At 40.7% G+C, this 13,243-nt stretch carries 5 protein-coding genes; 1 reads left to right on the top strand and 4 read right to left on the bottom strand.

What is annotated here, in order from left to right:
• Positions 1-283 precede the first annotated feature (283 nt).
• From M2448_RS14825 to M2448_RS14810, 4 genes are read right to left on the bottom strand one after another with little or no spacing between them, the layout of a single operon-like run.
• Positions 284-2,491 (bottom strand): endo-1,4-beta-xylanase, encoded by a 2,208-nt coding sequence (locus tag M2448_RS14825; protein ID WP_280647157.1) that lies wholly within the window; start codon positions 2,489-2,491, stop codon positions 284-286.
• An 11-nt stretch (positions 2,492-2,502) separates the two neighbouring features.
• Positions 2,503-3,891 (bottom strand): glycan-binding surface protein, encoded by a 1,389-nt coding sequence (locus tag M2448_RS14820; protein WP_280647158.1) that lies wholly within the window; start codon positions 3,889-3,891, stop codon positions 2,503-2,505.
• A 19-nt stretch (positions 3,892-3,910) separates the two neighbouring features.
• The gene (locus M2448_RS14815) at positions 3,911-5,539 is read right to left on the bottom strand and encodes a RagB/SusD family nutrient uptake outer membrane protein (protein ID WP_280647159.1); all 1,629 of its coding nucleotides are present in this window, start codon (positions 5,537-5,539) and stop codon (positions 3,911-3,913) included.
• A gap of 12 nt (positions 5,540-5,551) precedes the next feature.
• Complete coding sequence (locus M2448_RS14810) at positions 5,552-8,701, bottom strand: TonB-dependent receptor (protein ID WP_280647160.1); 3,150 nt, start codon at positions 8,699-8,701, stop codon at positions 5,552-5,554.
• A 344-nt stretch (positions 8,702-9,045) separates the two neighbouring features.
• Here M2448_RS14810 and M2448_RS14805 point away from each other — a divergent pair, with 344 nt between their 5' ends.
• The gene (locus tag M2448_RS14805) at positions 9,046-13,170 is read left to right on the top strand and encodes a two-component regulator propeller domain-containing protein (protein WP_280647161.1); all 4,125 of its coding nucleotides are present in this window, start codon (positions 9,046-9,048) and stop codon (positions 13,168-13,170) included.
• Positions 13,171-13,243: the final 73 nt, after the last annotated feature.

Raw genomic sequence — 13,243 nt, 5'->3', positions numbered from 1 at the left:
AGCCACCTATAAATGTTTCATTTTGTACCGGACATGTAACATCTGCCTCCGGATATGTAACAAAGACTATCTCCTGTGTTACATTTATACTTAAATAGCTTCAATTCTCATGGTCTTTCATATCAGACAGGTATTTATCCTGTATTTTAATCATATAGTTGGGCAATGAAAAACAGTCTTACTTGAATGTAAGGAATCTGAAATAGCACCTAAAAAAGGATAAAATAAGTAATAAATAAAAGCCGGGTTCAAAAGAAAAACCGGCTTTTAATTTCAATAAATATTATTGTAGTTCTCCGGTGAAGTCTTCACTTACGTCTTTTCCGGCCAATCCGTCGGCAACACCCTTATAAGCATGTTTGCGCTGATAGTTAGCATCCCATACATTCGGTCCATCGTCCGGAATCCAATACTCATGTTCTTTAGGATTATCCGAAACACCCCAGAGAGTTATTGCATACTGTTGAGCCGGTGGAACATGTTTTTTGAACATATCTATTACATATTGATACATCTCGGCTTGTGCTGCAAGTTGTTCGGCAGTCGGAGACGAAGTATTCAACTTGATATCCAATTCCGTCACTTTTATCAACTTGCCTGTTGCTCCTAATTTCTGGAACATCTGCGCAATATTATCTTTATTAGTATCGATAGCAATATGCATCTGTGTACCTATACCATCTACCACAGCACCCTTGCCTTCGATATAATTAACATAAGCGATCAGTCCATCGCACTTAGCAAGGTTATATTCAAGATTATAATCGTTAATAAACAGCTTATCATCCGGATTTCCGTACTTACGGGCAAGCTTAAATGCTGTTACTGCATAATCTTTACCCAGATAATCCTGCCAATAGAACTCATCGCTGGCTATATCGGTCTTACCAACACCTGTTTTTATTGATGAAGGTTTACCGTCATCCATTGGCTCATTTACAACGTCCCATCCTTTTACTATCGTTTTGCAATGACCTACCATTTCCGAAATCCAGCTTTCCATAGCAGCTCCGATAATTTCGGCTTTTTCTTCGTCTGTTTTTTCTACGATGGTTGCACTGGCACGAGCAATAGCATTCTTTGTAGCAGCTACTTCTTCTACTACGACATTATCGATGTAATAAGTTCCGGCAACTTTACCCATATCGAGATTCAATCCCGTCTCTCCACCATTTCCTGTAACTTCCCACACAACTTCAGTCCATGTTGCACCGGTAGTAACAGTACCCTGATAACGTGCCGTCCCTGTAGTTGAGCATCGCATACTACCCACAGCATCGGAACGTATCATAAATGAAACTTTATATTTTTTATTTAGCTCCCATGCCGTTGTAAAATCAGCATGGATTTGAGTATCCCATTCATTTCCATCTGCAGCATTCTGAATTTTCAAAGAACCGCCTCCCTGATAGGCTTCTGTACCAGTAGCCTGTGACATACAATCGGCAGCACCGTTATAGCGGCTCCATCCTTCTATATTACTATCGAATGTACCATTTGTAAGCAGATTGACAACAGTAGGTTCTGCATCCAGGTCTCTCACCCAGATATTATCTACATCTATATAGTAAGTCACATCCGGTAGGTATCCAAAATCGAACTGCATCTTAAAGGTTGCAGCACTAAAGTCATTTACGGTAAATAGTACCTGCTTCCACTCACTTGTCGTTTCGAAAGATTCAGTCCACGATCCTCCTGTATTATACCAATCCTTATATGGATAATTATTTTCAAGTCCACTGAAAGATACTCGCCCTTTTCCGGGTTGGTCGGAACGAATATAGAATGATATTTCATAAGTATGTCCTGAAACTGCTGCTATATCCGGTGATATCAATTGTAAATTATACGCCTGAGACGAACTTGAACTTGCAATCATCTCCACAGCCTGAGACGTAGAGGACAAACCTTTACCATCGACAACGGAAATACCTGCTCCCTTATTCTGCGGATTCCATCCACTCGCCAAACTTTTGTCTTTCAATCCTGTAAGATCCAGCAGGTTACTACCGGCAGGAGCAGGTATTACAACCGGTGCAATCAATCCATTCAGATAACTTGCATTCTGGTTGGAATGCCAAACCAGTGTGTGCCCGTATAATCCCAAACCTGCGGCTTGCAGACGAGGTATCAAATTATCGATATTAGTGAAGTCCAATGTTCCGTCCGATTTTACCATCCAGCGATGTTTCATTGCATTTCCAGTGGTTACTTCAACGAAATTCTGTTCAACTATATTTCTGTAAGTCTCATCGCTAAGATATAAATCGGCTCCCATGCCGACACCTAATATAAAATCGGTAGCATAATCTTTCAAAGGAGCGTAACGGGAAATTTTCTCAGCTAATTGTAGAGGCAACTCAGATTCGGTCACATCTCCATGTGAAGGGTCTTTATACCACTCCATCTTGGTATCATCGCATGCTATCAGACTCATTCCTGCCAATGCGATAATCGGTATTATATATTTGTATTTCATAATCTTTTTCATAAAAAAATTCATTAATCTTCAAAATCGCTGTATGTTGGCTTCTCAAGAGAAACAACACGCCAGTTATCAGTATATACTCTTATAGTAGTTTTAGAAGATACGAGTTCTGTCTCGCTATCTCCACTGTTTCCGGTAACATTGCTCAATACAATATTTGAGTTCTCGAAATACATTCCGAAGTTAGCATAGCTGGCATTCTCGCGTTCGGCAAGTACATCTTCGAATGTGAAAGTACCATCCGAGAATTTATAGAACTTGCTGAAAGGAATAGTAACTGTAGTCCATCCTGTTGTCTGGAAAGGTACAACTTTCCCGTCTACGATCCATGGCACATAGTTGTAAGTTGCGCCCGTCCATTCTCCTCCATTGAAATTGTTTATCAAGCAAAGTTTCAAAAAGCCTGTTCCCGACCATGCGTCCGGCACATAAATATCGAACTGAAATCCTACTTTATCAACAGCTGTACTGGCAGGAATATACGGAGTCAACTGTCCGCGCCAGTTGTCTACACCATTACCGGCAGTCCACACCTCTGTGTTACGGTTTTTAGCTGCATAGATAGTATCTATTCTTGCAGGACGATGTGGCACATAATTTCCTTTCGACACACTTCCTTCACCTATAGCAGCTGAAAGCAGATCGTCCGGAGTAATCATCCCCGCATTAGTTGCTGCCCCCCAATGTCCCTGAGTTCCGTTTCCATCGAAATCAAGAATGACTCCTTTTTTGAAATTGAAGTATGCCGGAGAGTATGCTCCACCGTTAGAACCTTCAACCATAATGGAACCGCCCTCTTCAGATACACCCACAGGCATTTTCACTATACAGAATTCACCGTCTTCATCGGATGTAATGTCACTTGTGACAACAACACCACCCGGAAATACAATTCTCTCTATTTCGGTAAGCCCCGAGCCGGAAAGCATGATATATTCACCTTCGGCAGGTAGTGTATTGGAGATACTTGTAATGCTCGGAGCGGCTGCTCTGATCTCAAAATCATAAGTTGTTTCAGCCGCATCTTTTACAAAACGGATCGTATTTCTCAGCTCAGCGTCTGCATCTGTAGTCGGTGTCTCAGACGAAATTCTGAGTATCATTGAATTGTCAGAGACTAATACCGGATTGAAGTAGGTAGAATATCCGTTAATATATACTTTACGTAATCCGCTGAAACCCGAACCTTCGATACGAATCAGCTGGCCTAAGCGGGCAAAACTGACCTCTCTGTCGGGAACGGACGAATCCGCATCTTCCAGAAACACTTTACTTATTGTAATAGGCGCACTTCCGTTGCTATCGTCATCATCGCTACAGGAAGTAAACCCGACTGCGATAATCAGCAAACCTAAGAGAAAGTTCATTGCCCAAAAATTCTTTATAGAACGTATATTTTTCATTGTCGTATAAATTTAATTTTTAGAATAAATCGGTAATTCTCTCTTCTGTAAATTCGTAAGAAACCGGTGCTTCTTTCAGTAGAGGATTTTGTACAACTTCAGACTCAGGGTAAGGCAACAGAAAAATACTGGCATCAATACTTCCTATTGCACGAGTGGTAGGATCCCGGCTATCGTCTATACTTGCAGTATTAGTAGCTGCATCGTACAGAAATGGTGTGATTGTCCCACGATCCTGAGAAATAATGTAATTGATCACTTCCTGTTGTTTGTAGTATGCACGGGCTACCAGATCGTACCAATAAAGACCTTCGATACAGAATTCCACACGGCGTTCGTGACGTAAATCTTCATAGCTGATACTTGTCTTCGGAGAAACTCCGGCGCGAGTGCGCAAGGCGTTAAAATATTCCAGTGCTGTTGCATCGGTAGTACTGGCACCATTGCCCAATACTGCTTCTGCGTAATTCAGGTAGACTTCTGCCAGACGCAACATATTTGTATTCAGAGCTGAATTCATACGCGAAATAGAAGCATTATCTTTAGTAGAACCTACAACTCCTTTTTTGACATTACATGCCTGTTCGGTTTTTTCATACAGATAACCACCATTAGCTTTATTTATTTCAGGATATAAATCCCCGTATCCCATCCATGTAGCTTTGCGGCGAAGATCAGTTTTTTCATATTCCTTCAGTACATCATAGCTTGCTCTTGTCCAGTATCCCCAAGCCGCATCATCTCCGGTGATTTCAGAATCACAGGCAAAATAAGCTTGCTGGGTATTGGTTACACCATAGTCGCCGTTAGGCACCCATTGAAGTGCAAACATCGACTCCTGATTGTTATTATTTTCTATGGTAAATATATCGGCGTAATTGGCCATCAGGCTGTAAACCTTACTTTCGATAACAACTTCAGCTGCTTTCTTTGCATATTCGAGGTACTGAGTATTACGTGTCCCACTGTTAGGATTATTGCTTAATCCGGAATATGCAAGATAGACACGTGACAACATGCCATAAGCAGCATATTTTGTCAATCTGCCTTTTTGAGAAGCTGTTGCAGGAAGATATTTAGCCGCATATTCAAAGTCACGCATAACGAACTCATAGACATCTTCCTGTGTAGTTGTATTCACAATAGGATTAGCAACCAGCTCATCCGGATTCTCATTTAAGATAACATTTCCCCATAATGAGGTCAGATACCAATATGCCATACCGCGCATGAAACGGGCCTCTCCTATGTATGGACGTTTTACCGATTCATCTAAAGCACTGCCACTAATACCGATGATCACCCTATTCGCCTGTTGTACGACATTGTAATAAGACTGCCATGCCGATACCAGCGGACCGGTAAGCCCTGTTTCGGTAAGGTCGGTAAACGGATAGATATAATCGGAATATGGAGCATAGAGGTTTCCGGCACGACCGTCACCCAATCCATAATAGAACTTATCATTGAAGTCGAACCACACTTTATTGTATAGTGGTGCTGTTGCTGCCTGAAAATCACTCTCCGACTGATAAAAGTTATCTCCTGTAATACGGTCGTTAGGTGTAATATCGAGAAAATCACTACAGCCTGTCAATAACAGAGAGCATGAGACAGCTAATGTGTATATTAATTTCTTTGTTTTCATGTTGTCTTTTATTTAAAATGTAACGTTCATACCGAATGTATAGATTCGCGGTGACGGATATCGTGCATTGTCGATACCGGTTAAACCTACACTCTGATTTGATGAACCTACTTCAGGATCGTATCCCGAATATTTGGTAAATGTATGTACATTTTGAAGGTTCATATACACTTTCAGATTCTGAAGTCCCATTTTGCTTATCACTTTGCGAGGTAAATTGTAACCAAGCGATATATTTTGTATTCTCAGGAAAGACCCGTCTTCAACAAACTTATCACTAAAGCGGTAGTTAGATGTCGATGCTCCCGAAGAAGCTGCTATACGTGGCATATCTGCCGCACCACTGGATATATACACATTACGGTAGTCGTTAGGTCCGTTAGGGTCTATCAGCGACAGATGTGCATAATCGCGTGCTTCTACGAGCAGGTTGGTGTTTTCACGTGGGTTTTCAAGGAATCGTCTCTGATAGTTCACTACATCGTTTCCGTAAGACCCCGACAAGAAGATAGTCAGATCAAAGCCTTTGTATGTAAATGTATTCCCGATACCGAATGTGAATTTAGGTTCAGGATTTCCTATATACGTACGGTCTTCTTCGTCAATAATTCCGTCTTTGTTTACATCCTCGAATATATAGTCTCCAATCCACATACCGTTTTCTCCAATCTCCATACCTTTAGGCAGGGCTGTAGCCTTTATATTGCCATCGGCATCTTTGTAATAAAAGTCGGTAGCTTTTTCGAATCGTCCGATAACTTTGTATCCGTAGAATTGACCGATAGGTTCTCCTACAGCCGTACGGGTTACAACCGTTGTTTCCGAACCTTCCTGAATCGTTGTGTTTATTATACTTGTTGAAGTATCTAGTGAACGTACTTTATTCCGGTTCATAGAGAATACCAGATTGGATCGCCACTGGAAATCTCTCTTATCTATATTTACCGTATTCAATGTTAATTCAAGGCCTTTGTTTTCAAGAGAGCCGATATTAGCCCAAGGCGGAGTAGCAGACCCCTGCCCCGATGTGCCCACATAAGAAGGTAAAGGCAATATCAATAAAAGATTCTTTGTTTTTTTATAATAAACATCGGCAATAAATTCTATCCGGTTGTTAAACAGATTCAAGTCGAGCCCCAGATTGCTGGAGTATGTAGTTTCCCATTTAAGATCGGGATTAGGCGTGTTACTTGCCAATAGTCCTGTACCCCAATTTGTGGCTACAGATGAATAGGTGGCCATATAGGCATAGTTTGATACATTTTGGTTACCTACAGCACCCCATCCGAAACGAAGTTTCAGGTTGTCAATTACATTATGATCTTTCAGGAATTCTTCTCCGGTAACTCTCCACGCAAGCGCAGCTGAAGGAAACCATCCCCAACGGTTATCCGGATGGAATTTGGATGATCCATCGCGACGAAGAGTTGCTGTCAGTAAATATTTATTATCGAAAGAATAAAACACACGTCCGAAATAAGAAAGAAGGGAACTGGCTCCACTGCTTCCGTTATTTTTGGCTGTTGTGGCATCCCCTGCATCCAGATCGGTAGCATTATTAGTAAGATAACCGCTACGATAACCTGACAGGTATTCCCATGATGACTTTTGCATTTCCTGGCCTAACATAGCATTAACATTATGTATTCCGAAGGTGCGGTTATATGTAGCAATATTCCTCCATGTCCAGAATTTATTGTACGATTTGGTTTGCGTACCTTCTCTTACCTCATTAGTTATTGCACCGAACTGGTAAGATGGGTCGAATCTATATGTATTGGTTACACCGTAATCGAATGAAAGTTCTGTTTTATAAGTCAGCCCCTCTATGATAGTAGCCTCTGCATAAGTATTAGCCCTTATACCCATCTTCTCGTTGCTATTCTCTTTTATCATAGCCAATCCGATAGGGTTATTTTGTACATATTCATCTGTATCGGGTCCGTCAAAATTACCTTCTGCATTTCTTACTGCCACATTCGGTGTTTGTTTCATTGCGATTTTGATCAGTGATTGATCAGATACAGTTATTTCCTGATCAGAGTTGCTGAATGCAAAGTTGATACCCATTTTCAGGTATTTTTTCACCTGAGAATCAAAACTACCGCTCAGATTCAAACGCTTGAATCCCGATCCTACAGCTATACCCTCCTGATCGAGGTATCCGGCCGAAAGGGCATACGAACTTTTTTCATTACCTCCTGTTACCGACAGGTTATGACTTGTCATAAAGGCATTTGAAAATAATTCATCTTGCCAGTCAGTACCTTTACCCAACAGGTCGGGGCGAACAAAGTTGTCGTCCCATTCTACTATTCCCATTGCAGACCTTTCGTTCTTATGTTCGGCATATTGCCGAAGATTCATCAAGTCCAGTTTCTTAGGCATTTGCTGCCAACCTACATATCCGTTGTAACTTATGGTTGCATCACCTTTGGTTCCGCGCTTAGTTGTGATAATGATAACCCCGTTGGCTCCGCGCGATCCGTAAATAGCTGTAGCCGACGCATCTTTCAATATATCCATCGACACAATATCGGACGGATTGATAGATGACAGGGCGTTATCGGTTCCCGATCCTGTATTACCGTCTATTACAACACCATCTATTACATAGATAGGTTCATTGGAAGCATTCAGTGAGTTGACCCCACGAATACGAATGGATGAACTACCGCCCGGCATCCCCGAGTTTTGTTGCACCTGCACTCCGGCAGCACGTCCTTGCAACACCTGATCGATAGATGTAGGAACACTCTTGCTGACTGCATCGCTTGTCACGGAAACGACCGATCCGGTCAGGTCACTTCTTTTCATCTGTCCGTATCCGACAACGACTACTTCATCGAGTAGTTTTGTATCTTCTTCCAGAATGATATTAAACGATGTTTTTCCTGCCACATCTATTTCCTGTGTTTTATAACTGATAAATGACACTTTGATTTTTCCGTTAGGAGCAACCCTCAACGAAAAATTACCGTCGATATCGGTCAGTGTACCATTCGAAGTTCCGACTTCCGATACGGCTACGCCCGGAAGCCCCTCACCTGTCACATCTTTCACCACACCCTGTATGGATATGTTCTGTGAAAATGCGAGAGTAGGTATTAGAAAGAATAAAAATAAAAGCCTAAAAGACTTCAATAATCTTGCATTTCTCATGATTAAGATTAATTTACTATTATTAAAAAAGATTATTTTTTTTTTACAGATTAACGTTGTGTGTTTGTTGGGGAATTTTTTCAGGTTTTCATATATTTTAAATGTTTAGATTGTAGGTTGTGAATCCTATATTGCTTATACAGCACATTTTGTGTATTACAAACTTATAAATTTAAATTTTCAAGTTCCTCCCTTAATGTATCACATGTTTTTCAGGACGTAACATGGCTTTTTCCATTGTTACATTTTCTTTTCTCTATGTAACATCAACGGTTAAAACAATGCTATCTCCCATTATTTTCCTATATTTGCAGTACACTTCCGTCTAAAACATCTTAATACCTATGATAGCAAAGAATGGAAACGCAAAGGCGTTAACTTTAGGATGCCTCTTTTTTTTCATCATAAACTCATATTTATCGGCTCAGATCGGAAAATTTTATTCTCCGGACGAAGACCTGTCCAATAGTCTGATAAACCAGGTGTATCAGGATAAAAAAGGTTTTATATGGATTGCAACAGAAAACGGGCTGAATAAATTTGATGGTATGAAGTTTACCATCTACAAACATATTCCCGAAGATTCCACTTCACTAAAGAATAACTATGTAAGAACTGTATTTGAGGACAGTAGCAATAACTTCTGGGTGGGATGCATGAACGGATTGATGAAATACGACTGGCCTACAAACTCTTTCCGTACAATAAAGATGTATAAGGAGGGGAAACTGATAACCCCACATGTCACATGTATCATAGAAGCTCAGAATAGTGGTGATATATGGGTTGCCACATCGGGACAAGGGGTTTTCTTTGCAAAAAAAGTTGATGATGAATTTCACATAGCTCCCCAGTTGTCGAATACACTGAACAGTAATTACCTGAGTCTTATATTTCAGGACTCGAAAGGAAATATATGGATCGGTTCGGAGAACAACGGGTTGAACCTTTTCACTCCGTCTACCGGGAGGATGAAATCCTTTACAGCCACATCGGGCATAAGCAGCAACAATATATCTTCCATTACAGAAGACAGGGAAGGTAATATTTTTGTTGGGACACTTACCGGAGGGCTCAACAGATACATTGCTGCGACAAACACATTTGAACGGATTGCCTACAAAGATAATATTCAACTGCCAATAAAAGACCTTTCGCTAAGCAAGGAAGATCTCTTGTATATAGGGACAGACGGAGCAGGACTAAAAATATACAACAGAGAAAAGCATGTAATAGAAGATTATGTCATCAACTCTGCACCCTTCGATTTTACAAAAGGGAAAGTACACTCCATCTTGCAAGATAAGGATAATAACTTCTGGCTGGGAATATTCCAGAAAGGAATAATATTCATTCCGGGAGCCGAAAAACGGTTCGGCTACATGGGTTTCAAGTCACTAAAGAACAACCCGATAGGATCGAGCACTATCATGTCTATCCACAAAGACAGAGAAGGCATTACATGGATAGGGACAGACAACGACGGCATATATGGCATCAATGAGAAAGGCGAGAGGATATTCCATCATACGCAATCGTCGTCACCAACATCAGTATCGAATACAATACTAAGTATATATGAAGATTCGAACAATGATCTGTGGATAGGCTCATATACAAAAGGGCTGGCAAAACTGAATCGCAGAACAGGAAGCTGTGAATACATTCCCGAACTGAGAAATGAGAAGATATATTGCATCAGTGAAGACAATGAAAAAAACCTGCTGATCGGCACATATGGTTCAGGACTTTTCAGGCTGAACCTGACAAGCAGAAAGATGATACATTACGAATCGCGTAAGAGCGAGAATGACGATTTTTCTATAGATGAGCTAAGCAATGACTGGATCAACGATATTCTTTTCGATAAAGACGGACTGATATGGATTGCTCACTATAAAGGTGTCAGTTGCTACAATCCGCAGAAAAACACCTTTATTAATTACCTGAGGACTAACACAATTTTACCGATAACCGTAGCTTACACCTTATTTGAAGATACGACAGGGAAAATATGGATCGGAACATCTAATGGCCTGCATGTATTCAATAAACAGGATCAGTCGATAAAAAGCTATACGACCAATGACGGTTTACCCAACAATGTGATTTGCGGTATATGTGAAGACAATGAAAGCAATAATATATGGATAAGTACCTATTTTGGAATCAGTAAATTCATCATTTCCGAAAACCGCTTTATAAACTACTATGCGGGAGACGGACTGCAAGGAAATGAATTTACACGCGGAGCACGGTTTAAAGACGCCAATGGTAAAATATACTTTGGTGGCATATACGGCATTACCAGTTTCTATCCGAAAGATATAACCGAAGTAAAAAAAGAACTGAAAGTCCTTATTACCAACTTTTTCCTGTTCAACCATGCTGTCAGGTCAGGCGACAAATCGGGTGGAGACGACATTATCACTACATCGGTATTAGATGCTGATGTATTCAAACTCGCATATACCGACAATACATTCAGTATCGAATTCTCGGCTTTGGAGTTCTCTAATCCCGAACGGATAGTCTATCAGTATATGATAGAAGAAATTAACCATGACTGGACGAACTCTTATCAGGGAACAAATCATGTCACGTACACGAACCTGAATCCGGGAACTTATACCTTTAAGCTTCGGGCTAAAGATCACGATAGCTATTCGGATATCAGAACTGTAAAAATCATTATATCTCCTCCATGGTATCAGTCGATATGGGCTTACGTTGTTTATGCAATACTAAGTATTTTCTTCATGTTAGCTATTGCAAATTATATTTATGCCCGCTTACGCCGCCGCCAAAGGGCTATGATACGGCGACACAAGGAACAGATCAATGAAGCTAAATTACAATTCTTCATTAATATTTCGCACGAAATACGGACTCCGATGACACTGATCATAAATCCGCTGGAGAAGCTGATATCGGAAAACAAAGATCAGAAGTTGCAGAAGACCTATGTAATGATATACCGCAATGCCCAGCGCATACTTCGCCTTATCAATCAGCTGATGGACATACGAAAGCTGGACAAAGGGCAAATGAGGCTTCATGCCCGCGAAACAGACCTTGTAGGCTTTATCGAAGACCTGATGATGACTTTCGAATATCTTGCCCAACGCAAGAATATTAGTTTCAACTTCATACACGAGACCGATAAACTGAATGTGTGGATAGACCTGAATAATTTTGATAAAGTTTTACTGAACATACTGTCTAATGCCTTCAAATACACGCCTGACAACGGGCACATTACCATAAACCTGTCTACCGGACAAGATGAAAGCGCAAGAGGTCCATTGAAGAAATATTTCGAAATAGTCATTTCCGACAACGGTATCGGGATAGATAAAGATAGAATAGACCAGATATTCGAACGGTTCTATCAGATCAGTAACGACTTCACCAATTCCAATTTTGGCACAGGGATAGGACTCCACCTTGCTAAGTCATTGGTCGAGCTGCATCATGGAACTATTTCAGCCGAAAACAGAGAAGATACACAGGGGACACGCTTTATTGTCCGCATACCTTTAGGCAGTGACCATCTGAATGCTCAGGAGCTGGAAAACGGAGAAGAGTACATGACAACGGACACTATATCCATTCCGTCTATTCCTGTTGAATTGCTGAACAGGAAAGAAGATGAAAACAAAGAGAAGAAAATAAAACCCCGCACAAAATATAAGATACTGGTAGTAGAAGACGAGGACGAAATCAGGGAATATATAAAAGACGAATTGTCGTCTGAATATAGAATTACAGTTACCGAGAATGGGAAGAAAGCTCTCGAACTGGCATTAACAGATAATCCCGACCTTATTATCAGCGATGTGATGATGCCTGAAATGGACGGAATAACCCTTTCCCGAAAAGTAAAACAAAACATCAATATAAATCATATACCTATCATACTGCTTACAGCCAAATCTACTCCCGAAAACAAGATAGAAGGGCTGGACATAGGTGCAGACGCCTATATATCGAAACCATTCAACACCGAACTGCTGAAAAGTACGATTGCCAATCTGATAGAAAACAGAGAACGCCTCATAAATAAATTTGGCAAACAGCAACAATCCGAAGAGAAAATACAAAAAATAGAGTTGAAATCTTCGGATGAAATACTGATGGAGCGTATTATGAAGATAATCAGTGAGAATCTTTCGAATCCCGATCTGAGCGTGGAAATGCTTGCAGCCAATGTAGGCATGAGCCGGGTACATATGCACCGGAAGCTAAAAGAACTCACAAGCCAGTCGGCACGCGACTTCATCAAGGGTATTCGCCTCAAACAGGCTGCGATTCTTCTTTCGGGCAAAAAACTTACTATATCGGAAGTAGCATACGCCACAGGATTCTCAAATCTGTCGCATTTTTCCAACTCATTCCGCGAATTTTATGGCATGTCTCCCAAAGAGTATGTTGCAGCACATTTACCCGATCCGTCCAAAGAAAAATAAGCAATTTAGCGGCTTTTTACACGAGATGTTACATACAGAAAAGTATGTGAAACAAATATTCTTCTTTTAGGAG

The organism is Dysgonomonas sp. PF1-14 (assembly GCF_029892965.1).
Lineage (GTDB): Bacteria > Bacteroidota > Bacteroidia > Bacteroidales > Dysgonomonadaceae > Dysgonomonas.
This window is presented reverse-complemented; position numbering and strand designations above follow the sequence as displayed.

Bases quoted from the DNA above. Each gene is read 5' to 3' on its own strand.
- M2448_RS14820 (WP_280647158.1), bottom strand. From the start codon at position 3,891: ATGAAAAATATACGTTCTATAAAGAATTTTTGGGCAATGAACTTTCTC.
- M2448_RS14810 (WP_280647160.1), bottom strand. From the start codon at position 8,701: ATGAGAAATGCAAGATTATTGAAGTCTTTTAGGCTTTTATTTTTATTC.
- M2448_RS14825 (WP_280647157.1), bottom strand. From the start codon at position 2,491: ATGAAAAAGATTATGAAATACAAATATATAATACCGATTATCGCATTG.
- M2448_RS14805 (WP_280647161.1), top strand. From the start codon at position 9,046: ATGATAGCAAAGAATGGAAACGCAAAGGCGTTAACTTTAGGATGCCTC.
- M2448_RS14815 (WP_280647159.1), bottom strand. From the start codon at position 5,539: ATGAAAACAAAGAAATTAATATACACATTAGCTGTCTCATGCTCTCTG.